This window comes from Collinsella sp. AM09-41 (genome assembly GCF_003473245.1).
GTDB lineage: Bacteria > Actinomycetota > Coriobacteriia > Coriobacteriales > Coriobacteriaceae > Collinsella.
On sequence record NZ_QRMJ01000001.1, the window covers coordinates 471,947 to 498,200 of the forward strand.

Genomic DNA, 26,254 nt, shown 5'->3' on the forward strand with positions numbered 1-26,254 from the left:
GCGCCCTTTTGCCTATACGCGGCAGACACACAGCCAAGGCTCACAACCTCTTACTCGGCTGCCTCGCGCAGGGCCGACATCGTGGCCGCATACTGCTGCTGCAGTGCATGCATTCCCTCGCGAGCGCCGTCAACAGTATCGGCACCGCGCAGTGCTTCGGTCACCACGAGCGCCGGCTCGTACAGATTATCGAATCCCAGGTTCTGGCTCACGCCCTTGAGCGTGTGCGCCGCCATAAACGCTTCCCTGGCGTCTCCTGCCGCCATGGCAGCCTCCAGCTTGTCCATGCTCTCGTCATCCAAAAACTTGAGGGCAAAACGGGCAAGCATCTCCTCGCCCATCAGCCGAGTGCAAGCGTCATCATAATTGGCGCCGATCTTCTCATACGCCTCACGCATGGAAATCATGGATTGAAACTCCTTTGGTCAAACTAAATCGTAGGAAGCGCAACGACCTCGGCGGGGCGCGCCAATGTTTCGGCAATTTGGTCTTGCACCTCGAGCAGGCAATCGAGCAGCAGCGGGTTAAAGGTGCCGCACTTACCGTCCAGGATCATCTGGATCGCCTCCTCGTGCGGGATAGCGTCCTTGTATACGCGCACGCTCGTCAGCGCATCGTACACGTCAGCCACCGAAACCACCTGCGCGGAGATGGGGATATCGTCGCCCTTAAGACCGTCGGGATAACCCCTGCCGTCCCAGCGCTCGTGGTGCCAACGCGCAATCTGGTACGCATATTCCAAAAGCGCATTGCCGGCGTGATGGCTGCCCAGCTCGAGCAGCATGTTGGCGCCAATCGTGGTATGCGTCTTCATAATCTCGAATTCCTCGGGCGTAAGGCGTCCGGGCTTGTTGAGAATCGCATCGTCAATCGACATCTTGCCGATATCGTGCAGCGCCGAAGCCAGGGCGATCGTGGAGCGTTCCTCATTGTCGAGGGAGATCGTGCCGCTACGCTGGACCAGATAGCCAAGCAGCAGCTCGGTCAGCTTTTCGATGTTCGTAACGTGCCTACCGCTCTCGCCGTTGCGAAGCTCCATGACGCCGGCCATGATGTCGATGAGCATGCGACTGTTCTTGACGCGCTCGTTGTACTGTTGGGACAGCAGGTTCGTCAGGCGGCGCTGTTTGGCGTACAGGCGGATGGTGTTGCTTACGCGGCGGCGCACGATACGGGAGTCAAACGGGCGGTTGATATAGTCCGAGGCGCCCAGCTCGTACGCGCGCAGAACCGCATCATCGGAATCTTCGCTCGAAATCATGATGACAGGCAGATTATCGATACCCGATCGGCGCGACAGATCGGCCAGCACCTCAAAGCCGCTTATGCCCGGCATCACAATGTCCAGCAGCACGAGCGACAACTCATCGCCATAGCGGTCGACCATGTCGAGCGCCGCACGACCGTTATCGGCCTCGAGGATGCAATGCTCGTCCTTGAGCATCTCGCTGAGAATGGCTCGGTTCATCTCGGAGTCATCGGCGATAAGCACCAAAGGCTTTTCGCTTTGGAAGGCCTCGATGGAATCGGCATCGGTCACGACCGTACCGGCTTTTGCCTTAGCGCGGCTCAGTAACTGAGCAGCGCGGCCAACGCCCTCATCGACCGTCTCGCCATGAATGCGAACGCCACCAACACATGCCGTCAAGCTCACGTACTCATGGCCCGGAATAATCGTGGAATGAACGGCATCGGACACCTGATGCAGGCGACGGGTGAAGTCATCGGAGGGAATATTGGGCATGACAACCACAAACTTGTCGCAGCCATAGCGCACAAGCTCGTCAGTCGAACGGATTCCGCTGCGTATGGCTGTCGCCACAGCACCGAGCGCAAGGTCGCCGGCATGACGGCCACACGTATCGTTGAAGACCCTAAAATCATCAAGGTCGATCACCGCAACGCCGGCATTCACGCGGGTGCTACGGAGCTTTTCCTCGTAATATCGGCGATTGCGCACATTCGTCAGCACGTCGGTGTAGACAAGGTCCTCTTCTGCGGCCTCTTGCTCATCGATCGGACGCACCATCAGCAAGACGTGAGGCTCGCCCTCGACCTTCAAAGGGCGTAGACGGGCGCGGTACTCAGTGCCATCATTGAGCAGTTGCTCCGACACCTCATCGGAGTCTGCCAAAGCCTCAAGACTTGACTGACGCAGACAAGGACACCGATCACCGGCGAGCAGGCAGTTAGGCTCACTCTTAATCTGATCGGCCGACAGCAAACGCACCACGGGGTAGGTCTTCGCGACACGGGCGACCTCGGCGGCAGCCTCCTCGTCGGTTAGATTGACCTCGTGATTATTGAGCATATGGGGCCCTTTCGATAGTTTCGCATGGTAGCGGTGGGTTCCAAATGTTACAAGGGTAACACCTTGCCGATGCAGGTAAGCACGTGAATGCTGCCACATTCTTATGAGTTGGCAGACGGCGCGATTGAAGCCGCAGACGCGAGGTTTTGAGCACGTTTGTTAATACGGCCGAAACGTTTGCGGATGAAGCCTGCTTTGGCTATTGCGGATGCTAGAGCCCCAGGATGCCACGGACAGCCCGGGCAGCCGCTGCCGGGCGATCGCGCAGACCGTTATGCGCGCCCGGGATCGTCACGAGAGGGCAATCGAGATATTCGGCAGCCGCTCGCGTGCCAGCCTCGCGGGGCGTGCCAATCGAGAGCTCGCCTAGGAGCACGGCGGCCACCGTTTTTGACGCGCGAACGCTATCCCAATCGGGAACGCAGGTCATAGTAATCCCGTATTCGTTTGCCATGAAACTGCGGCCGTTGCGCAGGGCATGCTTGGCTTCTGCCTCGGTCGTTCCAGGAGCCTCGGGGTCCAAGTCGCCGAGGGCTCCCAAGAAAAGCCGGAGCGCCCTTGAAACCTTTCCAGCCGCAATCATATCGAGCAAAACCGGAGCTGCGCCCATGCCGACGCCTTCGGCCGACACAGCCGGCTCATGCAGAATCGCACGGGCGACGAGATGGGGTTCAGTGCGAAGAAGCTCCAGCGCCACCAACGTACCGGCGCTGTGCGCAAGCACATTTGTCGGAGCGCCAACGTGTTCGATCACGGCCTGCAGGTCGGCGGCCTGAGCGGCAAGATCATAGCTGCCGTCTGCCGCTTCGCTGCTGCCACCACAGCCGCGGCGGTCGTAGGCAATGACGCGGTAGTCACAGGCGAGCTCGCGGGCGATACCGTCAAAAAAGACGCCGTCAACACAAGCGCCGTGCACGCACACCAAGGCAGGAGTATCAGGCGACACATCCGGGCCGGCATATTCGCGACAGGCAATCGTGGTGCCCGCATTCTCGACCGTAAAATCCATGTTGTGCCCCCATCATCAATGCTCATCCAGTTGCACGTCAGCACGGTTGGATGGACCCGCATTGCTTTACGCCTTGTTAACAGATTAACTGTACCCGACCCGAGGCTTTTCATGGCACGGCATCATGAGCGACGTGAAAAAACGAAACTTGTAAAGCAAGAGCCCACACCTTGCTTTGGAGCCGATGCTATGCTTAGGCACAATTGTCTTGAGGAGCATATGCCTATGTCTACGTTTTTGAATGCCAGCCCCATCTTTGGGCCCGTTCGCAGCCGTCGCCTTGGTCTCTCGCTCGGCGTCAACATGATGCCGGCCAGCGGCAAAATCTGCACGTTCGACTGCATCTACTGCGAGAACGGCCTCAACGCCGAGCGCCCCTGCCATGAGCCGTATAACACGGCTGCCGTGGTACTCGAAGCGCTCGAGGCAAAGCTGCGCGAGATGGCAGCCGAGGGCGAGCCCCCCGATGTAATCACCTTCGCAGGCAACGGCGAGCCCACCGCCGCACCGGAGTTTCCACAGGCCATCGCCGGCGCCGTCGCGCTGCGCGATCAGCTAGCCCCCAACACCAAGATTGCCGTGCTTTCCAACGGCACGCGCGCCGACCAGCCCGCTGTGCACGATGCGCTCATGATGGTCGACGACAACATTCTTAAGCTCGATACCGTCGACCCGGCGTTTATCCAGCTGCTCGACCAGCCCGTTGGCCCCTATGACGTCGAGCACCAGATCGAGACGTTCGCAGGCTTTAACGGTCATGTCATTATCCAGACGATGTTTTTGAGCGGTGAGTACCGGGGCAAGTCTCTCGATAACACCGGCGAGGAGTACGTCGGCCCTTGGCTCGCGGCGCTCGAGCGCATTCGTCCGCAGGAGGCGACCATCTACACGGTCGCGCGCGAGACACCAGTCGCCGGCCTTGCCAAAGCAGCGCCCGAGGTGCTCGACGCCATTGCCGCGCGCGTGCGCGCCCTCGGTATTCCCTGCCAGGTGAGCTACTAGCGCGGCCGCCCGCCAGCAGCTAAATTAGCCCCATCCCAAATGAGCTGGTCTGCGGGTGGGCTATACTAGCTGCGGATGAAAGGAAGTTAGCCATGTATGACAAAGGACCCGTGCCCGGCCGCAACGACGCTTGCTGGTGCGGCAGCGGCAAGAAATACAAGAAATGCCATAGCGCCTTTGATGAGCGCCTCGAGCGCTTGTGGGAAGAAGGCTGGGAGGTTCTGCCTCGCACGCTCTACAAGACTCCCGCCGATATCGAGGGCATCAAGCGCTCGGCAGCCATCAACGTGGGCGTGCTCGATTATGTGGGCGAGCATATCGCCGCAGGCATGACCACCAACCAGATCGACCAGATGATCTACGACTACACCGTCGAGCACGGTGGCACGCCGGCCGACCTCAACTACGAGGGCTACCCCAAGAGCGTGTGCACCTCGATCAATGATGTGGTCTGCCACGGCATTCCCTGCGATACGGACGTGCTGCACGAGGGCGACATCATCAACGTGGACTGTTCCACGATCCTAGACGGCTACTTTAGCGACTCGAGCCGCATGTTCTGCATCGGCGAGGTCTCGGCCGAGCGCCAGCGCCTGGTCGATGTCACCCGCGCCAGCGTGGAAGCGGGTCTGGCGGCCGTCAAGCCATGGCTGCCACTGTCCGTTATGGCCGAGGCCGTGCAAAAGACCGTCGAGGACGCCGGTTTTAGCGTGGTGCGCGAGTACGGCGGACACGGCATCGGTAAGGAGTTCCACGAAGACCCATTTGTGGGCTTTACCACCGAGGCGCCCGATGTGGATACCATCATGGCCCCGGGCATGGTCTTTACCATCGAGCCTATGGTCAATGCCGGAGCGCCCGACATCAAGATTAGCAAGGGCGACGGCTGGTGCGTGCGCACCAAGGACGGCAGCGATTCGGCCCAGTGCGAGGTACAGCTCGTGGTGACCGAGGACGGCTACGAACTGCTCAGCTGGTAGCCGTGGATGCGCCGGGCTACGCGATGGATATGTTAACCATCACGAAGCCCGGCGTTTTTTAGCGTTTTACCTGGTAAAACCTGCCAAAATAAACCTGTCCCTTTTTGGCAGGTCGAGCGGAGAGGACTGTTTGTGAACATCCTGGTTTTGCTGCCCGTCAATGACCGCCATCGCGCAATTCTTGAGTCGAGCGCTCCGGGCGAGGACTTTATCTACACGAGCGCCGACGCCATCACGCGCGAGCAGGTCGCCGACGCCGACGTGATCTTGGGCAACATCGACTCTGACATGCTCACGGCATGCGAGCATCTCCAGCTGCTGCAATTGCAGACCGCCGGCTATGACGACTACCTTGCCGCCGGCACCGTGCCGGCCGACGCCAAACTGTCTTGCTCGGTGGGCGCCTACGGTCAGGCTGTGAGCGAGCACATGTTTGCCATGGTCCTTTCCATGATGAAGCGCCTGCCCGGCTATCACGACTTGCAGCGCGAGCATCGCTGGGAGGATTTGGGGCCGGTCACCTCGCTCAAAAACGCCAATGTGCTGGTGCTGGGCGCGGGCGATGTCGGTGGCCACTTCGCCACGCTCTGCCGCAGCATGGGCGCGCACGTCCGCGGCATCAAGCGCCATCCGCTCGTCTACCCCATTGTGTTTGAGGACATGGACGGCATGGATGCCCTGCCCGAGCGCCTGGCCGAGGCTGACATCGTTGCATCCTTTATGCCGAGCACACCCGAGACCCGCGGCCTGGCGAACGCCGAGTTCTTCGCCGCGATGAAACCGGGTGCCTTCTTTGCCAACGGCGGCCGCGGCGATCTTGTGGTCGCCGACGACTTGGTTGCCGCTCTGGAATCGGGACATCTCGCCGGCGCCGCGGTCGACGTCACCGACCCCGAACCGCTGCCCGCGACAAGCCCCCTGTGGGATGCGCCCAACATGCTCATCACGCCGCACGTCTCCGGCTGGTTCCACCTGGCAGCCACGCTCAACAACGTCGTCGACATCGCCGCGGAGAATCTGCGTCACCTGCAGGCCGGCGAAACTTTACGTTGTTGGATCGAGCACTGATTTGTTCCGGCGTTTTACCAAACGCCGGAACCCCTCGACGCTGCGCCCTTAGGTTCCGCCGTTCTAACGAACGGCGGACCACTCGACGCTGCGAGCCCGCCGTTTGGCCAATCTGCCGTTCAATTTCAAAGGCGCGACCAGAAGGTCAGCGCCTTTTCATTTCACGGCACCTTGGCTCAAACGGCGGGCTCTCGCTGGCGTGCGCTCTACCTGCGGCGTTTCGCTGGCGTCGGCTTCATCTGCAAGCCTTAGCAGTTCCGTCTTGCCGTTGGCGTTGTGGCATTTGCCCAGATAAAACCTGCCAAAATAAACCTGTCCCTTTTTGGTAGGTTTGGTGCAATGGGGTCAGGTTGGCTTGCGCCATACCGGTAGTTCTGTCTGCGACACTCTCGCCAAAGTGATATCAAACATACATCTAGCGTTTTCGACACTTCGCTTATTAGAGCCAGTCCGTCTCCTCGTCATAGCGGTCCGAATAGGCGTTACGCTTGAGTTCTTCAGCACTCGTTGGTCGCGCCTTGGACACGTCGACCCCTGACTCATGGCAAGCGGCGACGAACAGCTGTAAACCCCGATCAATAAGCTGAGCCCCACGCTCGGCCTTCATTTCTTCGGCTCGCATTTAGAGTTCCACGCTTTCGGCGCCGTTGATGGTTAGGTTGCGCTCGTAGAAGGCGGTGAGGGCGCGGATGGCGTACATCACGTCGCGCACGCCGCCGGTCTCGTAGCTCGAGTGCATGGCAAGCTGCGGCAGGCCCACGTCCACGGCATGCATGCTCGCCTGCATGTTCGACAGGTTGCCGAGCGTGGAGCCACCCGCCATATCGCTCTTGTTTGCGAAGGCCTGCGTGGGTACGTCAGTGTCATCGCAGATGGCCTGGAACACCGCGCGACTAAAGGCATCGGTGCAGTAGTGCTGGTTGGCGGCCTCCTTGATGACGATGCCGCCGTTGAGCACAACCTGGTTGCGGGCGTCGCACTTCTCGGCGTGGTTGGGGTGCACGGCATGCGCGTTGTCGCAGCTCACGAGCATCGAAGCGGCAAGCGCACGGTGGTACGACTCGTCGTCAAAGCCCAGCGAGCCGTTAATGCGGCGCAGTGCATCGGCCAAGAACGTCGACATGGCGCCCTGCTTGGTCTCGGAGCCAACCTCCTCATTATCAAAGCAGCAGAAGACCGAAACGTCGTGCGCGTTCTCGGCACCCAAAAATGCCTGCAGCGAGGTGTAGGCGCAGGCCAGGTCGTCGAGCTTGGGCGTCGAGATAAACTCGTCGGCCCAGCCCCAAATGCGCGCATCCTGACGATTGACCAGGAACAGATCGCGGCCCAAAATTTGCTCGGGCTCAACATCCAGCTCGTCGGCGATCAGGGCGTCAAAGTCGCCCTGCTTAAGGTCACCAGCGCTGATGAGAGGGCACAGGTCAACGGCTCGGTTGGGCGCAAAGCCCTCGTTAACGCCACGGTTCATATGGATGGCAAGGCTCGGGATGATGGCGACTTCGCGCTCGGTAGCGAGCAAACGACTCTCGATACGGTCGCCCTCGCGTACCAGCACGCGGCCCGCGAGTGCCAGCGGACGGTCGAACCAGGTGTAGTCGATCATGCCGCCGTAGGCCTCGGTGTTCAGGCGCAGCGTCTCGCCCGCGCCGTCGAGCTCGGGCACGGCCTTAACCTTAAACGTCGGCGAGTCGCTGTGCGACGCCGTCAGCTGAAAATGATAGTCACCGGCAACGCCGTCCTCGCCCCACGTCGCGGCCAGGTCCTCGCCCACTTTAAAGGCAACAACGCTCGAGGTGTTGCGTTGCGTGTAATAACGCCCGCCCGGCTCGATGTCCCACGCCGCGTTCTCGGGCAGGTAGGTAAAACCCGCCTCGTCGAGCTCGGCCATAATGGTCGCCGCCGTATGAAACATGCTGGGGCATGCCTCGATAAAGTCGATAAGGTCGTTAGCGGCCTCGATATCGTCGGCCGTCACATGCGCGCGCTCGGGCGTTTCCTGATCCGTCATGCTCTCCCCTTTCGCTGGGTTGATGGTCCCCTCCAGCATACCCCGCCGCGCCAGTGCTGCACTCTTCATTCCGTGTTTAATCCCGCGCCGCTCGCCAAGTTGAGCCATCATGCCCGTGCACCTTTTGCGACAATTACGCTAACAGGACGAAAGGAGCCGTCATGAAGCCACGTAACATTGCCATCGCCTGCGGTGTCGCGGGAGTCGCCGTCGGCCTTGCCGCTGCCACCGGCATCGTTTATCACAAACAAATCAAGTCCGCCGCGTCACTCAAACGCTTGACTGGCTACGCGGATGGCTATGACCTGTACGCAATCGACATTGCCTACGACTACGATCTTGATTGCATCATCGCCGCTGGCGTGCGCGACGACCAGGCCTACATCGATGCCGTGGTGGCGCAGGTGCTGCCCGGTGTGCCGGCACATGTCCAGGCGCCCCAGTTTGCCTGCAGCGCTTTTGTCGCCGTAGATGCCGAAGGCCGCGTGCGCACCGGTCGCAATTACGACTTTAAGGACGACACCTCAGCGCTGCTGGTGCGTAATCACCCGTGCGACGGCTATGCCTCCATCGGGTTTGCCGCCCTTAACAACCTGGGCGATAACACTCCGCTTGACTCCGTCGGCGGACGCGCTGCGGCGTTGATGGGCCCGTTTGCCCAGCTCGACGGTGTTAACGAGTGCGGCGTGTCCATTGCCGTACTCACCCTGGATTCCAAGCCCTGTGACCAGGACACGCAACGCCCCGTCATCAATACCTCGCTCGCCATCCGTCTGGTGCTCGACCGTGCCGCCACCACGCAAGAAGCTGTCGACCTGCTTTCCGCCTACGACATGCACGCCATGGCAGGACGCGATTACCACTTCTTTATAAACGACGCCGCCGGTGACGCGCGCGTAGTAGAGTGGGATCCGCGCGATCCGGACCGCGCTTTCAAAGCGACTCCTGTAACCCAGGTTACGAACTTCTACGCCTGCTATGGCGACGAAGTGCTGTCCAACCAAAAGAATGGCGAGCTGGGCCATGGTAAAGAGCGCGCCGTCGCAATCGCCGGTGTCCTTGACGCCCATGCCGGCGCCCAAGATGAGGCAGTCGCTTGGAAGGCCCTACGCGCTGCAGCGCAAGAGCCCAATCCGGAAGACATCACCAGCAACACGCAGTGGTCGGTCGTCTTTGACAACACCGAGCCCGCTGCCGCCATCACGCTGCGCCGCCACTGGGGCGACGTCGACGCCTTCGCACTGTAAGGAGCCAGGCCCGTCGACCTTACGCTCGCCTGACGTTGCTTACATTTCTATACGCTTGAGCTAACACGTTTTACCCCCGTATCAACAGTGTGCGGGGGTAAACTTATGCGCATGTTATAACTTGCCCGGAAGGATTCATCATGCTTAGGATCGGTCTTCTTACCAGTGGCGGCGACTGCCAGGCGCTCAACGCTACCATGCGCGGCATTGTCAAAACGCTTATGACCAATAGCGAAGAGCCTATCGAGATCTACGGTTTTGAGGACGGCTACCAGGGCCTTATCTACAGCAGGTTCCGCGTCATGACGCCCGCCGATTTTAGCGGCATCCTCACCCGCGGCGGCACCATCCTGGGCACGAGCCGTACGCCGTTCAAGCGCCTGGATACTCCCGAGGCCGACGGCGTCGAGAAGGTGCCCGCGATGGTCCACACTTATCACAAGTTGCAGCTCGACTGCCTGTTTATGCTGGGCGGCAACGGCTCCACCAAGACCGCCAACCGCCTGCGCGAAGAGGGCCTCAACGTTATCGCCCTGCCCAAGACCATCGATAACGACACCTGGGGCACCGAGTTGACGTTTGGCTTTACGAGCGCCATCGACGTCGCCACCAAGTGCATCGACGACATCCACACTACCGCCTCGAGCCACGGCCGCGTGTTTGTCATCGAGATCATGGGCCACAAGGTTGGCTGGATCCCGCTGTACGCCGGCGTCGCGGGCGGCGCGGATGTCATCTTGATTCCCGAGATTCCCTACGACATGGATAACGTCATCAAGACCATCGAGCATCGCATGGAGACCGGCAGCCGCTTTACCATCGTGGCCGTCGCCGAGGGCGCTATCTCCAAGGAGGACGCGGCGCTGTCCAAGAAGGAGTACAAGAAGAAGCTCGCCGAGCGCACGAGCCCGTCGATCGTCTACGACATCGCCAAGGAGATCGAGGCCAAGACCGGTCGCGAGACCCGCGTCGCCATCCCCGGCCACACGCAGCGCGGCGGTCAGCCCGACGCCCAGGACCGCATCTTTGCGACCCAGTGCGGTGTCGAGGCAGCGCTCGGCTGCCTGCGCGGCGAGTTTGGCTACATGATTGCCCTGCGCGACGGCAAGATGTGCCATATGCCGCTTGAGGATGTCGCCGGCAAGCTCAAGTACGTCGATCCCCAGAGCGATCTGGTGCGCGAGGCCAAAGCGTTGGGCATCAGCTTCGGCGACGAATAGCCTCGGCCGAAATCCATCCCATCGGGCCCTCCGACCCCGCCCGACGTATTTCGATTTGGCTCCTCCCTTGGCTCCGTCAAAGGTCGCCAATCGAAATCGTCGGGCGGGGTCGGAGGGCCCTGCGCTTACATACTCGCCGAGGCTATTCGTCTTCTTGCTGCGGGTGCCTGGTCTGAAATTAAGTTGCGGTGAAATAGTTCCTGCTTAGTCCGCAAATGGCTGAATCCAGAAACTATTCCACCGCAACTTACTGAGTGGGGGCTCTTGGCTGCTACTTGCACTGACATTTGTCCTAAAATGGCTGGTCGTTAGGGGTTGCTACCGGTAGTTGCGGTAGGGTTGGGGCAGATTCTAACTAGAAATGGTGGTCGCTACCGGTTGTTCTCGGCATACTCGGCTCATTCGATTCGACCATCAAACGAAAGGAACCACCATGGATCTTGCGATGGCGCAGCGGCTCGTTGATCGCCGCAAGGCTGCCGGGCTTTCTCAGGAGGCGCTTGCCGCCCAGCTGGGTGTGAGTCGTCAGGCTGTCAGTAAATGGGAGCGCAGCGAGTCCTCACCCGATACCGATAACCTTATTGCGCTCGCCGCGCTGTATGGCGTGTCGCTGGATGAGCTGCTGTATGGGGAGGCGGTGGCTAGCGCTGATGACTCACAGGCTGATGATGAGGCGCAGAACAGCAACGCCGGCACCAAAGCTTCAGATAAGGCTGAAGAGGCTGAGGCTTCTACTGAGCACGCTGATTGCAGCGATAAGCCACTTGTCGATATTTCCCTCGCGCGCGGTATCCACGTCATTGATCCCAATAAAGGCGAGGAAGTCCATGTTGGTTGGAGCGGCATCCATGTGACCAACGAGCGCAAGGGCGAAGAGGTGCATGTGGGGCCGGACGGCGTGCATATCGATACGCTTGAGGACGATGGACATAGCGTACGCACCAATGACGACGGCACCGTCACCATCGACGGCGAGACGTTTTCCAGCTGGAAGGAAGCACACGACAAGCTCGACCATCATGGCAAGCATTTCCACACCAAGGTCGGACGTGCATGGAACAAATTCCCCTTCCCCGCACTTGTCACTCTCGCCTATCTGGTGCTCGGCATTGTCTACGGCACATGGGGCATGGGGCTTTTCCTCGTCTTTCTGGTTCCCGTCTACTACGCGATTGGTGACTTCATCGATCGGCGCCACCTGTCTAAGCTGATCGAGGCCATCTACCCGGCAGCCGCCATCGCTTGGTTCCTCTACATGTGGCTCTGTTTGGGACAGCCCCATCCTGCATGGATCATCCTCATCACGATTCCCGTCATAAAGGCGCTCATGCGCTGGTGCCGCAAACAATGGAAGCACCGCAAACAGGCCTAAACCACCCATTCAGGCCCAATCTCGAAGGCTAAAGAGAGCCTCTCATCCACGCCTGTGAGCGAAAGCCAAATAGAATGAAAGGCAAATGGAAAGCCCGTTTGACGAGCGGAGGACATATGCGCGACGTAGCCGAAAGCGACTGGAAGCTGTTCAAGAAAATGCTTCCTCAATGGCAAGAACGTTATATGGAAAAGCTCATCGGCCAGTATGTTGAGATACTGAACGGCGACAGTGAAGCGTCCAGTAGATTTTGGGCACTAGAAGAGCGCCTCAATAGAGACAAGCTGTCCTCAGGCGTAATTGCAAACGACATTCGCCGCAGCACAATGCACCGCGAGATAGCCAATTTGCTTATCGACAGCGTGATCACCCTTGACGACCTTGACGGTTTTACCGAGGACATTAAGAGCTATGCGCAACACTGGATTGGCCAGTAAGAGCACTGAACGACAGACATCCCCAGCAAAACGGGGCAAACGCCGGGCCACCTAACTTGTACCCGTCTTTTCTGCCTGGTACTCCGCATAGCTCTTTCCCTTGCTGCCCTTGCCGGGAACGACGACGGACAAGCCATTTTCCCGACACAGCTTGTCGCTCATGTTCCGTATGCCGTAATAGCTCCTTTTGTTGGAATTATATTTGCGGTGGTCTACGAAATTTACGGCGCAGAAAATAATGTGATTGTGGACGTGTCCTTTGTCAATGTGCGTCGTGAGTACATATTCATGCTGCCCCTTTGTTACCGCGTCGGCAAGCTGCTTTCCGATTTCATGGGCTTTCTGATAATCGACTTCCCCCGGCTCAAAGGACTGTATCAGATGAAAGGCTAAATTGTTCCCCTTTTGGAGTGCTTGGGACAAGGTATATTCAAATTCAATATCTGCCGTTTCATAGGAGCAGCCGAAAGAGGACACAAGCATTTTTCCGTCCGTCTTGTCCGGGTTTTCGATATAGTCAAGGGCTTTGCTTAGAGTGCTTTTAATAGGCTTAATCTTTGTAACCGCCATATCTCCGCAAGCACCCCCTTTATTTCCTCTATGTCCTCTTGGTATGCGTTCCCCGTCGCGTTTACGCGGCGTGCTATCTGGTTGACGTTGACACCGATTTTCTGTATCTCTGCGGTCATTGCCTTTATATCGGCATGGTCTATCTGAATGATATACCCGTCAATGGCAATCTTCCGCAGATATGCCGCCATGTTCCGGGTGGGTACGAGCTTCATTTTTTCCAGTATTAAATCCCGTTCCGCTTCCGTCACTCTGAATTTGATTTGCACCGTTCTTTTGCGTCCGTTCATGTATTCGCTCCTTTCCTTTCCGTTCCGAGGGTTTGGGACACTTCCCAACAAGCAATTTTCAACCGACGCGCCGCAGCGCGGGAGGGGAAAATACGGAAGTGGGTACCCGCTTCCTATGCTTGCTACGAATGTTTTTATCCTTTAGGCTCTTATCACCTACTACGGAGAAAAAGCGATTTTGCCAAACTTACGCAAAAGAAAAACGCTGCAATCTCAAAAAAAGATTACAACGCTTTCTAAATCCTGTTCAGTTTTAAGTCGGACATTCCTATTCGCCCTCTTTTTCGACTTCGGAAATCTCCTTTGCCGTTGCGGTTACAATCCGTATGCCTGTATCGCTCATACCGTCAAGAAGCGCGTCAAGCTGCCGCCGCTGCGTGTTCTTCTCCGGCGGCGTTTCTAAAAGGAATTGGTCTACGGATATATGGTAACGCTGTATCAGCTCAAAGAATATCTGTAAACTTGGGTGCTGCCCCTTGTTCTCAATGTTCGCAAGGTAGCGCGGCGAGATAAACATTTCGTCGCCTACTTTCTTGCGGCTCTCCTTGCATCCCTCACGCGCTGCCTTTATCGCTGCCCCAAAAGCCTTAAAGTCGTATCGTGGTACTGGTCTTTTTGCCATAGTTATTCACCCTATTACATTTTACTGTTCCCCTTTCTTCTTGGATATGTCTACGTAGTTCTATCAGTTAGCCAAAATAATTCATATATATATATGTTGACAACAAGCTGCTTTTGTATATAATATTATATAAAAGGGGGGGAATGTTTATGTTACATAGCATGCGTATTCGATAAGCATTGAAATCAAAAAAGATTTTCCCATTTTCAATATGGGCTTTTTTGTCATGCTTATTTTGCGTATGCTATACAACAAAACTAACGACGTATAGACATAGTATAAAAACTATGCCTTAATTTTGTTGTAGTATTATATGTATAAATGCCGGTCAATGCTCATGTTGAGAATTGACCGGCATTTTTTTGCGCAAAAGGAGAAATATTATGCTTGAAAAATATTGGATAAAATGTCCAATTTGTAACGGAAAGACGAGGGTTCAAGTATTTTATAATACGGTATTAAGAAATTTTCCTCTTTTCTGCCCTAAATGTAAATTAACGCATATCGTTGATGTTGAAAAACTAGAAATCATAATCAAAAACTCTGAAAAACAAACTTTTTAATTTTGAAAAGGAAGGATATTTAGTTATAAATCACTTGTGATTAGTGATTGTTATTGGTGTTGCCTAGAACGATTCTAAGCACATGTTTAATTTTAAAGTGGGCAATTATCTTTAAAATGTCCTACAATGATTCAATAAAAGCATGGCTGCTAGTGAAACTTGCGACCATGCTTTTAAAAATACTTAATGGGGTCCCGAGCGCTTTAGCTCCTTGGAAGCTGTCAGTAGTATACCTAATAATTTATCTACATTCCCTTTAGTAACGTGTAACTTTCCAAATTTACAAAAGCGACTCATAGAATTATTTCCTCCCGTTAAATAATAGATAACTATTAAAAATAGACAATACTTGCTCATAAGTAACGGTACTTAAATTGTTTACTTTGGCGTGTTTCATTGCTTGATGAAACTGATTTTTAGTAAACAGTTGACGATATTCTCGATTGACCCATTTTGAAACAAAGTACGTATATAGCTTCCAATATTTATCTGGAACATCTGTGGTATGGCGGGTAAGTTTTATTAAGACACTGTTTACTTTTGGTTTAGGATGAAAGCATTCCGCTGGCAGCTTAAGCAATTGCTGAATCGAGACTTGAGTGTGCAAGAGCAACCCTAGTGTTCGGTGAATATCCAAGGTACGCTTGTAGAATCCTTCTTCAACAATCAGATAGATGTCAGACGCATGGCTTTCAAAAACCACTTTTTTAATAATTTGTGTGCTTAAATGGTAAGGAATACTCCCAACAATTTTATACCTCTGTTTGTTAGGGAATTGAAACTGTAGAATATCTTGGTGAATTAGAGTGACACGAGTATTCAGTTTTAATTTTTCTGACGATAAGTTGAATAGATGACTGTCTAATTCAATAGACGTTACCTGTTTACTTATTTTAGCCAGTTTCGTCGTTAAATGCCCTTTTCCTGTTCCAATTTCGTAAACGGTATCGGTTTCTTTTAAATTCAATTGTTTTATTATTTGGTTGAGTACTTTTTCACTCGTTAAAAAGTTTTGAGAATATTTTATATTTTTGTTCATGTAATCACTCCTGAAGTGATTACATCTATAAATAAATACAGAAGTTAAACGATTTGTTTGTAATTTTAGTTATCTGTTTAAAAAGTCATAAGATTAGTCACTGGTAGGAATTAATCTAACGTATTTATTTATCTGTGTAATCACTGTTTTTAGTCTGTTTCAAAACAGTAGATGTTTTATCTACATTACGCATTTGGAATACCAACATGACGAATCCCTCCTTCTTAATTACAAATTTTTAGCATCTAATTTAATTTCAATTCCTATTATACGCAAGTTGGTTGTTCTGTTGGCTGTATTTTTTGTGAGTCCGGACGCAATGGTTTTGTTCGTAATCTAACACCGTCTGAAATTGTGCAGCAGGTTGTATTGATACGTCAAAAAGTAAATCGTATCGTTTTTATGGGAATGGGAGAACCTTTATTCAATTACGACAACTTGATTGCAGCAATCCATATTCTTCGAGATAGAAATGGACTTAACTTTCCAACCGACGGCATTACCGTATCAACAGTTGGTCCAGTTAATCAATTAAAAAAATTGCGCGAAGAACATCTAAAAATTCAGTTGACAATATCTTTACATGCAGCAACACAGGCTGCGAGAAACTGTATCATTCCTCATATGCACATGTACGCTATTGAAGATGTTGTTAAGCAAGCATTGTCCTATTCTCAAAGGCATAATCGAAAAGTGGTATTTGCGTATTTGCTTTTACCAGGTATAAATGACCGTTCCTCAGATATAAGGCAACTTGCAAAATGGTTTAAGGGCAAAAATGTTATGATTAACGTGCTGCAATACAACCCGACGAGTAATTCAAAAATTAGAGCACCACAAAAACAAGAAATGGTTGCGTTCAAACATCAATTAGAGCAAACAGGACTTGAAGTTACCATGAGAGTTTCTCATGGTAGAGAGATTAAAGCAGCTTGTGGACAGTTAGCTAATACATATAATAAAGCCAAAAAACAACAGAAATAATTTAATTAAAAGAGCCAGACGCACAGACGCAGAGCCGATAATATGCAGTTTGAAATACTGCTGTTATCGGCTCTTTTTTGATTTTAATTTGTGCCCCTAATAACCATATTGGAGCAAAATCAGAACTGTTGCTTGTCGTTCTTTGATTTCCGCAGCAGCTTTGAAAAATCAAAGCCGCCGTTTCTTTTTATCTTCTAATGAAATGACGCGGTATCACTGTTGAAATCGGCGGCTAAAGGAGGTAGCCGCCATGAAGCAAAAAGCATATCGACAAAATCCGACAGTTATTGACTTATCAAAAAAAGCCCGCCCACCACCGGGGGAAACTACGCTTATATATATGAACTGTCTAATCATCTGGATACTGCTTACAATGCCTATGCGCCCGTCCGGGCTTTTCGGACGGGCGCATTTTGTACGTTCAAAAAATTTTTGAAGAAATTTCAAAAAATCTTCGGCGTTTTTGAAAAACGCCGTATTGCCCCGCGAAAAGGGGGGAAGCACCACCAACTTTCCAACGAGAAAGGAGGTGAGAATGTGGAACCTAATAGCAGGGAGTTTTACAAACAGTGTGCTTTTCAGAAGTTTTGTAATACGGTATTGCACAATGAAGCTTGCGACACCCATAGAGAACTTCGCAGACACAAGGCAAAGGAAGTGACCTTTTCCGACATGACCTTAGACGAAGCGCGGCAGCTTCATACGTTTGATGAATATTTCAAACGTGAAGCCGCCGAAACCGTCTTTGAGAAAGCCGGGAAGAAAATCACGCCAAAGCTGCTTCTTGAAGCAATCCGTACTTTGCCGGAAGAAAAGCGCAAAGCCATATTGCTGTATTACTTCGAGGGAATGAACGATACCGAGATTGCGGAGCTGTTCAACACGTCGAGAAGCACGATACAGTACAGGCACAAGCTCTTTTGAGAAATTAAGAAAATATCTGGAGGAAAATGCTGATGAATGGGACGAATGGTAACGAACCCGGCTACCCGGAAAATGCCCTTGTTCCTTATCCTGTCATTGTGGCAGCGACAATGGTTGTCCGGCGTTTGCCCAGATAAAACCTGCCAAAATAAACCTATCCCTTTTTGGCAGGTTACTCGGCGCTCTTGAGGGCGCCGACCATGTCGATCTTATTGAGGGTGCGATTGGTAGCGAGGTTGACGATAAACGTAAAGGCAAAGGCAAGCAAAACGGACAGCACGTAGCTCAGAGGCTCGACCTCAACGTCAAAGTACAGCGACGGCATTTGCAAAATGTAGGTAAAGCTCTCGGCCAGCAAGCCGCCCAGCGGTACGCCCAGTGCGGCTCCAATCGCCGTAAGAATCAACGTCTCCTTGTTGACGTAATGGTGCACCTCGCCACGGCGAAAGCCCAGTACCTTGATGGTCGCTAGCTCGCGTTCGCGCTCCGAAATATTCGTATTAGACAGCGTAAACACCACCACAAACGACAGGCACGCCGCCATAAAGGTCACAAGCACCACGACCGAATTGATAATCGTAAAGTTTGCCTCATAGTTTTCCCAATGCTCGGCGGTACTCGACAACGTAATCCAACCATCGCTCTTAAGACGGTTGGTAAACGCAATCTGATCGGTCGACGAACCCTTAAGCAGCGCAAGGATGCCGTTGAGGTGTGCGCTTCGACCGAACGCGCGCTCATAGGTGCCCTGCGTCATGTAAAGCGTGTTGCCCAGATAGTTGAGCGAGATGTCGCTGACTTTGACCTTGGCAACATTGAGCGACGAATCCTGGACGTGCGCCGTATCACCCGGTTTGATCCCCAGCACCAGCTGAGAGCTCTTGCTCAAATACACATCCCCGTCACGCAGGGCGAGCGGTTCTTTGGACTCATCCTCAAGGCGCACGTAATCGCCCAAGTCACCCGTGCGGTCATCGGGCACCACGATGAGCTGCACGGTCTCGCTCTTGCCGCCAAACGTAAAGGTGACGTTGTCGGTCATAATCGGCAGGGTCGAGGTCACCGTCACGTTGGAATCATTGGCCGCACTGCGCTCATCGAGCGCCGCGCACGCCTGCGTAAAGTCGTCGGGGTTGGCGACCGCCAGCAGGTCATAACGCGTGATATGTCCGTACTGCTTGGGCGAAAGCGCGACCGACGTATCACGGATGCCCATACCGCAAATCACAAGCGCCGTACAGCCCGCGATGCCAAAGATGGTCATAAAGGCGCGCTTTTTGTAGCGGAACAGGTTACGCGCTGCCACCTTGTTCAAAAAGCCCATGCGGCGCCAGATAAAGCCGATGTGCTCGAGCAAGATGCGCGAGCCGGCGCGCGGGGCCTTGGGGCGCATGAGCGAGGCTGGGGTCTCGGCCATCTCGTGGCGGCAGGCGATAATCGTGGCGCCCACCACGCCCACGGCAAACAGCGCCACCGACACGAGCGACGACACAATGTCGTACGAAAGCAGCATCTGGGGCAGCGAGTACATGTCGTCGAAGACCGTAAACAGGAACAGCGGCAGGCCCACAAATCCGATGATGTTGCCGAGTACGCCGCCAATCAGACACGCCCACAGCGAGTAGTCCACATATTTGGACAGGATACGCCCGCGCGAATAGCCGAGCGCCTTGTACAGACCAATGAGCGTGCGCTCCTCCTCGACCATACGTGTGGCGGTGGTGAGGCTGATGAGCACGGCGACGATAAAGAAGATGAACGGGAACACCGTGGCGATGGCCTCAATTGACGAGCTATCGCTCTCGACGCTCGAGTAGCTTGCGATATTGCCGCGGTCCTGGATGTACCACGTGCATTCACCCAAATCGGAAAGCTCGGCGCGGGCATCGGCAAACTGCTGGTCGGCGGCGGCGCGGCGCTGGTCCAGGTCGGCTTGCGCCTGCGCACGCTCGTCGCTGCCCTCGGCCATGCGATTGATGTTGTCCTGCTCGATCCCAAAGACCATATTCGCCTGACGCTCAGCCGCGTCCAAGCTCGCCGGTGTGTCGACCGTCAGCTCCTGAGCGCGCGCCTTCTCACGCCCCTCGCGGATCTTCTCAATATTGCCCTTGACCTCATTGATCTTTGCCGAGTAGGCATCCGAATAGGAGTTGAGGCTCTTGGCTCCCTCGACGACCACGTGGACAGCGGAGTAGGAAGAAGATGTCGCGGCATCCTCGCTCACGTAGAACTTGTAGTCCGCAGTCGAAGCAGCGCGAAAGGCGTTGACTGTCGAGTCGGAGCTCACGTCGGTAGGATCGAGAACCTCGGCCGTGATGGTGTAGTCCCCATCGGCAAACTGGTCCTTGGCGCTTTGGTTCGACGAGCTCGCATCGTTGGCGGCAAAACTCACCGTATCGCCGATTTTCTTGCCCGAAGCCTTCAAAAAACGTGAGGTCACTGCCACTTCGCCCGAAGTCTCGGGCAGCTCGCCGCGTACTAGCACCGGTTGGTCAATATTCTCTTTGGAGAGGCTCTGTACGACGACACGCTCGCGCGTCGTACCCACGGCGGTATAGGCGGTCTCGGTATAGATGCCCTCGGCCGTCTCGACGCCATCGACCTCTTGGATCGCGGCAAGATCGTCATCGGTCAGACCATAGGTCGACTGCACGTTGATGTCATAGACATTCTGCTGGTCAAAATAGGCGTCGACCGAATCACACAGGTCCTCGCAGCCCGCCTTAAGGCCGCACATCACGCTCACGCCAAGCGCGGTGATCACAACGATAGACAAGAAGCGTTTGAGGCTGCCGCGAATCGTGCGGTAGATGCCACGGCGAAAAACCGTCGGCACCATATCGTTTGAGCTTTGGGCGGTACGGTAGGTCGTAAAATCCTGCTCGCGCTCCGTGTTCTGCGCGTCGCGGCGTTGACTGTTTTGGCGGTCCTGATTCATGGGCGCTACCACTCGATCGTCTCGATAGGCACAGGATTTTGCTGGACCGTCTCGCTCTCCACGCGGCCGCTCTTAAAGCGGATCAGGCGATCGGCCATGGGCGCCAGCGCAGAGTTGTGGGTGATGATAATGACCGTAATGCCCTGCTTGCGACAGGTGTCCTGCAGCAGCTGCAAGATCTGCTTGCCGGTTTTGTAGTCGAGGGCGCCCGTGGGCTCGTCGCATAGAAGCAGCTTGGGGTTTTTGGCCAGCGCGCGGGCAATGGACACACGCTGCTGCTCGCCGCCCGATAGCTGCGCGGGGAAGTTAGCAAGGCGGTCGCCCAGGCCAACCTGGCAAAGCGTTTGCTCGGCATCGAGCGAATCGGGGCAGATTTGCGCCGCAAGCTCAACATTTTCGAGCGCCGTCAGGTTGGGGACCAGATTGTAGAACTGGAAGACAAAGCCGACGTCGGCGCGGCGGTATTCCACGAGCTGCGCCTCGTTAGCGGAGCTCACATCGCGCCCGTCCACCGTCACGGTGCCGGAAGTCGCCGTATCCATGCCACCCAGAATGTTGAGCGCCGTGGTTTTACCGGCGCCCGAAGCGCCCAAGATAATGGCAAGCTCGCCACGCTCAACGGTAAAGCTCGCGCCGTCGAGCGCGTGGATGCGGGCATCGCCCTCGCCGTATGCCTTGATGACGTCTTTGAATTCGATATAGGCCATCGATTAATTCCCATCTGGTCGGATAACTCTTTAGTATTACCCATTTCCCACCTACCAAAAAGGGACAGGTTTATTTTGGCAGGTTTTATATGGGGAAACGGCAGCTATAGATAGGGCGCCGGGGAGGCCGAGAAATCATCAACGGGGTCAGGCCGACCGCCAAACACAACGCACGCATCTCAATCTGTCAGCCAAATCATTCGAACAGTTGTTCGTTTCTATGATATGATTCAACTATCTAAGCAGGCCAATACGCAGAAAGGCGGCCAACATGGCGTTCGACTTTAAGAAGGAATGCAAGGAGCTCTACAAACCTGCAAGCAAGCCGAGTATCGTAACTGTCCCGCCTATGAGCTACGTTGCCGTTCGCGGAAAGGGTGACCCAAATACCGAAGGTGGCGAGTATCAAAACGCCCTGCCGCTACTTTACGGCATCGCCTATACCGTCAAGATGTCGAAGAAAGGCTCAAAGAGTATCGAGGGCTATTTCGACTTTGTGGTACCGCCGCTCGAGGGTTTCTGGTGGCAAGAGTCCCCGAGCGGCGACATCGATTATGTACGCAAGGACAATTTCAACTTTATCTCGTGCATCCGCCTGCCCGATTTCGTCACCCGAGATGACTTTGGCTGGGCAGTCGCGGAAGCCACGACCAAAAAGAAACTGGACTTTTCCGCCGTCGAACTGCTTAAAGTTGACGAGGGTCTCTGCGTTCAATGTATGCACACCGGGCCCTACGACAACGAACCGGCGACCGTAGACGCTATGCATGAATACACGACCGAGCTGGGCTATGTTCCCGACTTCTCAGACACCCGTTTACATCACGAAATCTATCTCTCCGATCCACGCAAATGCGCACCGGAGAAACTTAAGACCGTGGTTCGTCATCCTATCAAGCGCGCTGAATAGCGTGGGGCGTCATTTCACGCGCTAGGTTTTAAGCCAGCCAACCAGCCGCCTCCTAGGCCGTCCGGTAATTATCTTGACGCGGCCCGTCGCATCTTATAAGTTTGTTTTGCTAAAGCTGGAAAGCCTCTCAACGATGCGCAACTCCAGCTCTTTTTCTATCAAGAGAGCAAGTGTCGGAAAGCAAAATGTCAGAAAGCAGCGCATCGAGCAGGATTAAACGCCTGGTCAACACCTATAGCGGTCTCGTGCTCATGGGCGCCGTCGGAATCCCTATCGGCGTTATCGTTGGCGCCATCTGTGCCCTTTTTGGTCGTGTGCTCCTGGCAATTGGCGCCTTCCGGGACTCGCACGTCGCGTTGCTGCTCCCCTTTCTCGCTCTTGCGGGCCTTGCCATCGTGTTTGCCTACCGCACCTGGGGCAAGGGCACCGACCGCGGCATGAGTCTGGTGTTCGACGTAGGCCACGGACGCGAGGACGCCATCTCCCCACGTTTGGTGCCGCTCATTATGCTGAGCACGTGGGCCACGCATCTCTTTGGCGGCAGCGCGGGACGAGAAGGCGTAGCCGTGCAGATCGGCGCAACCGTCTCGCATTGGATCGGCCGACGTCTACCTTTCCGAGACCCCGGCAACACGTTTTTGCTTATCGGCATGGCCGCCGGCTTTGCCGGACTCTTCCGAACGCCCCTCGCCGCCACGGTCTTTGCGATCGAAGTACTGGTCGCAGGACGCATGGAATACCGCGCGCTGTTTCCCGCGCTTACGGCTTCGCTTGCCGCAAGCATGACCTCCGGCGCTCTGGGACTCGAGAAGTTCGAGGTCGCCATTACCGCCTCGTATGCGCTCGACCTCCCCGGTCTTGGACGACTGGCGCTGTTGGGTATCGCGTTTGGTATGGTAGGTGGAGCTTTTGCCTGGTGCCTTGCCCATGCCAAGACCCTTGCAGCGCGGCTGCTCCCCAGCCCTTACATACGCGTTGCCGTTATGGGCCTTGCGCTGTCGGCGATTCTGTTCGCGCTGTGGCAGGGGCGATACTGCGGCCTTGGCACCAACCTGATATCCGCGGCACTGGGTGACAACGGCGAGGCGTCGATCATGCCTTGGGACTGGGCGCTCAAATTCGTACTCACCATCGCCACGCTTGCCGCAGGATATCAAGGTGGTGAGGTGACGCCGCTGTTCTCCATCGGAGCAAGCCTGGGTGTCGTGATCGCCGGGATTCTCGGCATGCCCATCGAGCTTTGCGCCGCGCTGGGCTACGCAGCCGTCTTTGGCAGCGCCACCAACACGCTACTCGCGCCGATCCTCATTGGCTGCGAGGTCTTCGGTTTCGGTAATCTGCCGGCGTTCTTCATCGTCTGCGTTGTGGCTTATCTGTTCAACATGGACAAATCGATCTACGCCCTGCAGGAGCGGGTGTAGGAAGATGTCCAAGCAGGTGGCCTCAACCGGAAACGGCGTCCCACTCTGAGGCTGTATTCCGGGACACGGTTTCCGCTTGGGAAGCCATTCGGAAAGCGCATCCCGCGTTAAAACGGAATTCCGGGACGTGGTTTCCGTCTGAGCTTCCATTCGAAAAGCGCGTCCCGTTCTTTCACGGCGTCTTGGCTATGCAAAGTGTCCTGGCGTTATTCCTCGTACGCGCCCTCAAGCCGAAGCAGCCACTCCTTGCGGTCGAGGCCGCCGGCATATCCGTTGAGCGATCCGTCGGCTGCCACCACGCGATGGCACGGCACGATAATCGAAATAGGGTTGCGAGCGACCGCAGCCCCCACAGCACGGGGAGACACAACGGGTGCCTCGTTTCCCGGCACACGATGTCGAGCCGCAACACGCTGGGCGATCTCGCCATACGTAACGACCTCGCCACGCGGAATTGAAAGCAGCTCAAACCAAACCTCACGCTGGAACGCCGTACCGATCAAATGCAACGGCGGCGTAAACCGAGGCTCCTGCCCCGCAAAATAAGCATTCAGCCAAGCCCAAGAACGCTCAAGCACCGAAGAAGCCGCGCCATTTGCCGGACTCACCGAAGACATCCCACCGGTACCGGAAACCGCATCGGCGCCTTCAACGTGCTCCGCATCTTCTTTGAGCAGCGTAGAGCCAAAGTGCTCCTGCCCCTCAAACCAAAGCCCCGTCAAACCGCGGCCATCAGCGGCAAGCAAGATTTCGCCCAAAGGCGAAGCAAATGTCGTCGTGACCACCGGCGGCTCCTTTCAAAACTCCGCAACATAATACCGCGAACTGTGCAGACAACCCCGCAGATACGTCCGGACAGACCCGATTGTCCAAGGGAGGGCGTTTTCCCTCTCAATATCAGCCGACACCGAGTCGCAATGCCCAAAACGATGTCCGGCAAAAACGAAGGTGAATGGTTTTCCGAGAAGTGAACGAGTAAAAATAGGGCCCCGAAGCATCCGCATTTTTTGATTGCAAAACAGCAGGATTCATGCGATAAAACCGCAGGAAATGGCGGCCAAAATATGCCGATGCTTCAAGGGTCCAAAATAGGTCGTTCACATCCCGGGAAACCATTCACCTTCGATTCGCACCAACCCCAAAGTCACCCAAGGCAGCAGGCGCGACAGCGCCACAGCTGCCGCACGACCCCAAAGTCCCCGCAGGCAGCAGGCGCAACGCGCCGCAGCTGCCGGCCGCGCCCCAAAGTCCCCCAAGGCGGCAGGCGCAAAGCGCCGAGGCCGCCGCCGGGACCAGGGCCCGCAACAGCCACGCGCCCCCACATCAGCCCAGCGGCCCCAACCAACAACGGCCCCATCGCAGGCCGCTCGCAACAACGTCACCGCAGGCGGGGGCCGGGCTTGGTTTTCAGAACACTCCGCAGACCAGTGCGGCGCCTTGTCCGCGGCTCCGAAGGAGCAGGACAAGGCGCCGCACATGGTCGAGGACGTTCTGAAAACCAAGCCCGGCCCCCGCCGGACAGGTCACACTACTCGCAGAGCAGCTTAGCGATCTGAACGGCGTTGGTTGCCGCGCCCTTACGGATTTGGTCGCCGCAGCACCAGAAGGTGATACCGCGCGCGGCCTCGGGGTTCGAGATGTCGCGACGCACGCGGCCGACCCAAATCAGGTCCTGGTCGGACGTATCCATCGGCATGGGGAAGCGGTCGTGTGCATCCTCGGCGCTCATGTCGTCAACCAGCTTGACGCCGGGAGCGGCAGCCAGCGCAGCACGGGCCTCCTCGACCGTAATGTCGCGCTCAAACTCGAGCGTAATGCTCTCGGAGTGCGAACGCAGCACGGGCACGCGCACGCAGGTGCAGTTCACGCGCAGCTCGGGTAGATGCATGATCTTGCGGCCCTCGTTTTGCAGCTTCATTTCCTCGGAAGTAAAGCCCTCCTCCTTGACGCCGCCAATCTGCGGAATCAGGTTGCTCGCCAACTGGGCGGCAAAAGCGCGCGGCTCGGGAATCTCTTCGCCACGGCCCAGGGCGGCCAGCTGAGCCTCGAGCTCGGCCATACCGGGAGCGCCAGCGCCCGAAGCTGCCTGATACGTGGACACGATCATGCGCTTCACGCCGGCGAGCTGATGCAGCGGCCAGGTGGGAACCAAACCGATGATGGTCGCGCAGTTGGGGTTGGCGATCAGGCCGTGGTGCCACTTAATGTCATCGGCGTTAATCTCGGGCACGACCAGCGGCACCTCGGGATCCAGACGGAAGGCATGGCTGTTGTCGACCACGACGGCGCCGCGCTTGACGGCCTCGGGCAGCAGATCCTTGGCGATATCGTCGCCGGCAGCGCCGAGTACGATGTCGCAGCCCTCAAAGGCCTCGGGGCAAGCCTCTTCGATCACAACCTGCTCGCCGCGGAACTCAACGGTCTTGCCCGCAGAGCGCGCGCTCGCCAGCAGCTTGAGCTTACCGACCGGAAACTCCTGCTCGTTGAGGCACTCGAGCATCTGGGTGCCCACGGCTCCCGTCGCGCCCAAAATAGCAACCGTGTACTGTTTCATGCTTCCCCCTTTAAAGGTTGTGGCTATCGCCCGCACGCCAAGCAGGCCGGATATTCTTGCCCAGTTTATACAAGAACG

24 protein-coding genes and 3 pseudogenes are annotated in these 26,254 nt (G+C 55.8%); 13 read left to right on the plus strand and 14 right to left on the minus strand.

Features of this window, described 5'->3' with window-relative positions; all coding sequences use genetic code 11:
- Positions 1-50: 50 nt before the first annotated feature.
- From DW112_RS02075 to DW112_RS02085, 3 genes are all read right to left on the minus strand, one after another.
- The gene (locus tag DW112_RS02075) at positions 51-407 is read right to left on the minus strand and encodes an Hpt domain-containing protein (protein ID WP_199585294.1); all 357 of its coding nucleotides are present in this window, start codon (positions 405-407) and stop codon (positions 51-53) included.
- 23 nt (positions 408-430) lie between these two features.
- A complete protein-coding gene (locus DW112_RS02080) occupies positions 431-2,311 on the minus strand; it encodes a diguanylate cyclase (protein WP_158571721.1) in 1,881 nt (626 codons plus the stop codon).
- Positions 2,312-2,522: 211 nt separating this feature from the next.
- The gene (locus DW112_RS02085; protein WP_117637637.1) at positions 2,523-3,320 is read right to left on the minus strand and encodes an alpha/beta fold hydrolase; all 798 of its coding nucleotides are present in this window, start codon (positions 3,318-3,320) and stop codon (positions 2,523-2,525) included.
- Positions 3,321-3,545: 225 nt separating this feature from the next.
- Here DW112_RS02085 and DW112_RS02090 point away from each other — a divergent pair, with 225 nt between their 5' ends.
- The 3 genes from DW112_RS02090 to DW112_RS02100 all read left to right on the plus strand — a co-directional run bounded on the left by DW112_RS02090 (position 3,546) and on the right by DW112_RS02100 (position 6,370).
- Positions 3,546-4,322: a radical SAM protein gene (locus tag DW112_RS02090; protein WP_117637636.1), complete on the plus strand. Its 777-nt coding sequence runs from the start codon at positions 3,546-3,548 to the stop codon at positions 4,320-4,322.
- Between the two features lie 92 nt (positions 4,323-4,414).
- Positions 4,415-5,302: a type I methionyl aminopeptidase gene (gene map / locus DW112_RS02095; RefSeq protein ID WP_055286839.1), complete on the plus strand. Its 888-nt coding sequence runs from the start codon at positions 4,415-4,417 to the stop codon at positions 5,300-5,302.
- 132 nt (positions 5,303-5,434) lie between these two features.
- A complete protein-coding gene (locus DW112_RS02100; protein ID WP_118328237.1) occupies positions 5,435-6,370 on the plus strand; it encodes a D-2-hydroxyacid dehydrogenase in 936 nt (311 codons plus the stop codon).
- Positions 6,371-6,809: 439 nt separating this feature from the next.
- On the opposite strand, the gene DW112_RS02105 is transcribed toward DW112_RS02100, so the two are convergent.
- Positions 6,810-6,977: a hypothetical protein gene (locus DW112_RS02105; RefSeq protein WP_158556983.1), complete on the minus strand. Its 168-nt coding sequence runs from the start codon at positions 6,975-6,977 to the stop codon at positions 6,810-6,812.
- A 15-nt stretch (positions 6,978-6,992) separates the two neighbouring features.
- Positions 6,993-8,378 carry a M18 family aminopeptidase gene (locus tag DW112_RS02110; protein WP_233539104.1) on the minus strand — a complete coding sequence of 462 codons (1,386 nt, stop codon included), beginning with the start codon at positions 8,376-8,378 and terminating at the stop codon, positions 6,993-6,995.
- A 161-nt stretch (positions 8,379-8,539) separates the two neighbouring features.
- Here DW112_RS02110 and DW112_RS02115 point away from each other — a divergent pair, with 161 nt between their 5' ends.
- From DW112_RS02115 to DW112_RS02130, 4 genes are all read left to right on the plus strand, one after another.
- Positions 8,540-9,625 (plus strand): carcinine hydrolase/isopenicillin-N N-acyltransferase family protein, encoded by a 1,086-nt coding sequence (locus tag DW112_RS02115; RefSeq protein ID WP_118328238.1) that lies wholly within the window; start codon positions 8,540-8,542, stop codon positions 9,623-9,625.
- Positions 9,626-9,765: 140 nt separating this feature from the next.
- Positions 9,766-10,845, plus strand: a complete 1,080-nt coding sequence (locus DW112_RS02120; RefSeq protein ID WP_117778620.1) for a 6-phosphofructokinase — start codon at positions 9,766-9,768, stop codon at positions 10,843-10,845.
- A gap of 433 nt (positions 10,846-11,278) precedes the next feature.
- Positions 11,279-12,217, plus strand: coding sequence for a helix-turn-helix domain-containing protein (locus DW112_RS02125; protein WP_117563855.1), 939 nt, complete (start codon positions 11,279-11,281; stop codon positions 12,215-12,217).
- 116 nt (positions 12,218-12,333) lie between these two features.
- Positions 12,334-12,654 carry a multidrug transporter gene (locus DW112_RS02130; protein ID WP_117635687.1) on the plus strand — a complete coding sequence of 107 codons (321 nt, stop codon included), beginning with the start codon at positions 12,334-12,336 and terminating at the stop codon, positions 12,652-12,654.
- 54 nt (positions 12,655-12,708) lie between these two features.
- On the opposite strand, the pseudogene DW112_RS02135 reads toward DW112_RS02130, so the two are convergent.
- The 3 genes and pseudogenes from DW112_RS02135 to DW112_RS02145 all read right to left on the minus strand — a co-directional run.
- Positions 12,709-13,224, minus strand: a pseudogene (locus tag DW112_RS02135) (relaxase/mobilization nuclease domain-containing protein); the annotation flags it as partial.
- Complete coding sequence (gene mobC, locus DW112_RS02140; RefSeq protein ID WP_002585086.1) at positions 13,185-13,514, minus strand: plasmid mobilization relaxosome protein MobC; 330 nt, start codon at positions 13,512-13,514, stop codon at positions 13,185-13,187. The pseudogene DW112_RS02135 and the gene mobC, both read right to left, overlap by 40 nt.
- Before the next feature lie 268 nt (positions 13,515-13,782).
- Positions 13,783-14,136, minus strand: a complete 354-nt coding sequence (locus DW112_RS02145; RefSeq protein ID WP_002569186.1) for a helix-turn-helix transcriptional regulator — start codon at positions 14,134-14,136, stop codon at positions 13,783-13,785.
- Between the two features lie 383 nt (positions 14,137-14,519).
- Here DW112_RS02145 and DW112_RS02150 point away from each other — a divergent pair, with 383 nt between their 5' ends.
- Complete coding sequence (locus tag DW112_RS02150) at positions 14,520-14,699, plus strand: cysteine-rich KTR domain-containing protein (RefSeq protein WP_002588768.1); 180 nt, start codon at positions 14,520-14,522, stop codon at positions 14,697-14,699.
- Between the two features lie 301 nt (positions 14,700-15,000).
- Here DW112_RS02150 and erm(B) read toward each other — a convergent pair whose 3' ends face one another.
- Positions 15,001-15,738, minus strand: coding sequence for a 23S rRNA (adenine(2058)-N(6))-methyltransferase Erm(B) (erm(B), locus tag DW112_RS02160; RefSeq protein WP_002292226.1), 738 nt, complete (start codon positions 15,736-15,738; stop codon positions 15,001-15,003).
- Between the two features lie 124 nt (positions 15,739-15,862).
- Entirely contained in the window at positions 15,863-15,946 is an 84-nt protein-coding gene (locus tag DW112_RS02165) for a 23S rRNA methyltransferase attenuation leader peptide (RefSeq protein WP_001865637.1), read from the minus strand.
- 62 nt (positions 15,947-16,008) lie between these two features.
- Here DW112_RS02165 and DW112_RS02170 point away from each other — a divergent pair.
- The 3 genes and pseudogenes from DW112_RS02170 to DW112_RS02185 all read left to right on the plus strand — a co-directional run.
- A pseudogene (locus DW112_RS02170) lies at positions 16,009-16,722 on the plus strand (radical SAM protein); the annotation flags it as partial.
- A gap of 537 nt (positions 16,723-17,259) precedes the next feature.
- Positions 17,260-17,646, plus strand: coding sequence for a sigma-70 family RNA polymerase sigma factor (locus tag DW112_RS02180; RefSeq protein ID WP_369834904.1), 387 nt, complete (start codon positions 17,260-17,262; stop codon positions 17,644-17,646).
- Positions 17,647-17,678: 32 nt separating this feature from the next.
- A pseudogene (locus DW112_RS02185) lies at positions 17,679-17,756 on the plus strand (helix-turn-helix domain-containing protein); the annotation flags it as partial.
- 62 nt (positions 17,757-17,818) lie between these two features.
- Here the strand turns inward: DW112_RS02185 and DW112_RS02190 are convergent.
- Together DW112_RS02190 and DW112_RS02195 are read right to left on the minus strand one after the other, a co-directional pair.
- Positions 17,819-20,584: an FtsX-like permease family protein gene (locus DW112_RS02190; protein WP_233545840.1), complete on the minus strand. Its 2,766-nt coding sequence runs from the start codon at positions 20,582-20,584 to the stop codon at positions 17,819-17,821.
- A 5-nt stretch (positions 20,585-20,589) separates the two neighbouring features.
- The gene (locus DW112_RS02195) at positions 20,590-21,291 is read right to left on the minus strand and encodes an ABC transporter ATP-binding protein (protein WP_118328239.1); all 702 of its coding nucleotides are present in this window, start codon (positions 21,289-21,291) and stop codon (positions 20,590-20,592) included.
- Positions 21,292-21,562: 271 nt separating this feature from the next.
- On the opposite strand from DW112_RS02195, the gene DW112_RS02200 reads away from it, so the two are divergent.
- Entirely contained in the window at positions 21,563-22,201 is a 639-nt protein-coding gene (locus DW112_RS02200) for a GyrI-like domain-containing protein (RefSeq protein ID WP_118328240.1), read from the plus strand.
- 185 nt (positions 22,202-22,386) lie between these two features.
- Positions 22,387-23,622: a chloride channel protein gene (locus tag DW112_RS02205; protein WP_118328307.1), complete on the plus strand. Its 1,236-nt coding sequence runs from the start codon at positions 22,387-22,389 to the stop codon at positions 23,620-23,622.
- A 206-nt stretch (positions 23,623-23,828) separates the two neighbouring features.
- Here the strand turns inward: DW112_RS02205 and DW112_RS02210 are convergent, their stop codons facing one another.
- Positions 23,829-24,407, minus strand: a complete 579-nt coding sequence (locus DW112_RS02210) for a methylated-DNA--[protein]-cysteine S-methyltransferase (protein WP_118328241.1) — start codon at positions 24,405-24,407, stop codon at positions 23,829-23,831.
- A 743-nt stretch (positions 24,408-25,150) separates the two neighbouring features.
- Positions 25,151-26,176: an aspartate-semialdehyde dehydrogenase gene (locus DW112_RS02215; protein ID WP_118328242.1), complete on the minus strand. Its 1,026-nt coding sequence runs from the start codon at positions 26,174-26,176 to the stop codon at positions 25,151-25,153.
- Positions 26,177-26,254: the final 78 nt, after the last annotated feature.

What these genes read in the sequence shown, in the direction of transcription:
- DW112_RS02205 (WP_118328307.1), top strand. Translation starts at nt 22,387, where the DNA reads ATGTCAGAAAGCAGCGCATCGAGCAGGATTAAACGCCTGGTCAACACC.
- DW112_RS02125 (WP_117563855.1), top strand. Translation starts at nt 11,279, where the DNA reads ATGGATCTTGCGATGGCGCAGCGGCTCGTTGATCGCCGCAAGGCTGCC.
- DW112_RS02200 (WP_118328240.1), top strand. Translation starts at nt 21,563, where the DNA reads ATGGCGTTCGACTTTAAGAAGGAATGCAAGGAGCTCTACAAACCTGCA.
- DW112_RS02105 (WP_158556983.1), bottom strand. Translation starts at nt 6,977, where the DNA reads ATGAAGGCCGAGCGTGGGGCTCAGCTTATTGATCGGGGTTTACAGCTG.
- DW112_RS02130 (WP_117635687.1), top strand. Translation starts at nt 12,334, where the DNA reads ATGCGCGACGTAGCCGAAAGCGACTGGAAGCTGTTCAAGAAAATGCTT.
- DW112_RS02090 (WP_117637636.1), top strand. Translation starts at nt 3,546, where the DNA reads ATGTCTACGTTTTTGAATGCCAGCCCCATCTTTGGGCCCGTTCGCAGC.
- DW112_RS02115 (WP_118328238.1), top strand. Translation starts at nt 8,540, where the DNA reads ATGAAGCCACGTAACATTGCCATCGCCTGCGGTGTCGCGGGAGTCGCC.
- mobC (WP_002585086.1), bottom strand. Translation starts at nt 13,514, where the DNA reads ATGAACGGACGCAAAAGAACGGTGCAAATCAAATTCAGAGTGACGGAA.
- DW112_RS02075 (WP_199585294.1), bottom strand. Translation starts at nt 407, where the DNA reads ATGATTTCCATGCGTGAGGCGTATGAGAAGATCGGCGCCAATTATGAT.
- DW112_RS02085 (WP_117637637.1), bottom strand. Translation starts at nt 3,320, where the DNA reads ATGGATTTTACGGTCGAGAATGCGGGCACCACGATTGCCTGTCGCGAA.
- DW112_RS02190 (WP_233545840.1), bottom strand. Translation starts at nt 20,584, where the DNA reads ATGAATCAGGACCGCCAAAACAGTCAACGCCGCGACGCGCAGAACACG.
- DW112_RS02080 (WP_158571721.1), bottom strand. Translation starts at nt 2,311, where the DNA reads ATGCTCAATAATCACGAGGTCAATCTAACCGACGAGGAGGCTGCCGCC.
- DW112_RS02110 (WP_233539104.1), bottom strand. Translation starts at nt 8,378, where the DNA reads ATGACGGATCAGGAAACGCCCGAGCGCGCGCATGTGACGGCCGACGAT.
- DW112_RS02145 (WP_002569186.1), bottom strand. Translation starts at nt 14,136, where the DNA reads ATGGCAAAAAGACCAGTACCACGATACGACTTTAAGGCTTTTGGGGCA.
- DW112_RS02165 (WP_001865637.1), bottom strand. Translation starts at nt 15,946, where the DNA reads ATGTTGGTATTCCAAATGCGTAATGTAGATAAAACATCTACTGTTTTG.
- DW112_RS02215 (WP_118328242.1), bottom strand. Translation starts at nt 26,176, where the DNA reads ATGAAACAGTACACGGTTGCTATTTTGGGCGCGACGGGAGCCGTGGGC.
- DW112_RS02150 (WP_002588768.1), top strand. Translation starts at nt 14,520, where the DNA reads ATGCTTGAAAAATATTGGATAAAATGTCCAATTTGTAACGGAAAGACG.
- DW112_RS02120 (WP_117778620.1), top strand. Translation starts at nt 9,766, where the DNA reads ATGCTTAGGATCGGTCTTCTTACCAGTGGCGGCGACTGCCAGGCGCTC.
- DW112_RS02195 (WP_118328239.1), bottom strand. Translation starts at nt 21,291, where the DNA reads ATGGCCTATATCGAATTCAAAGACGTCATCAAGGCATACGGCGAGGGC.
- map (WP_055286839.1), top strand. Translation starts at nt 4,415, where the DNA reads ATGTATGACAAAGGACCCGTGCCCGGCCGCAACGACGCTTGCTGGTGC.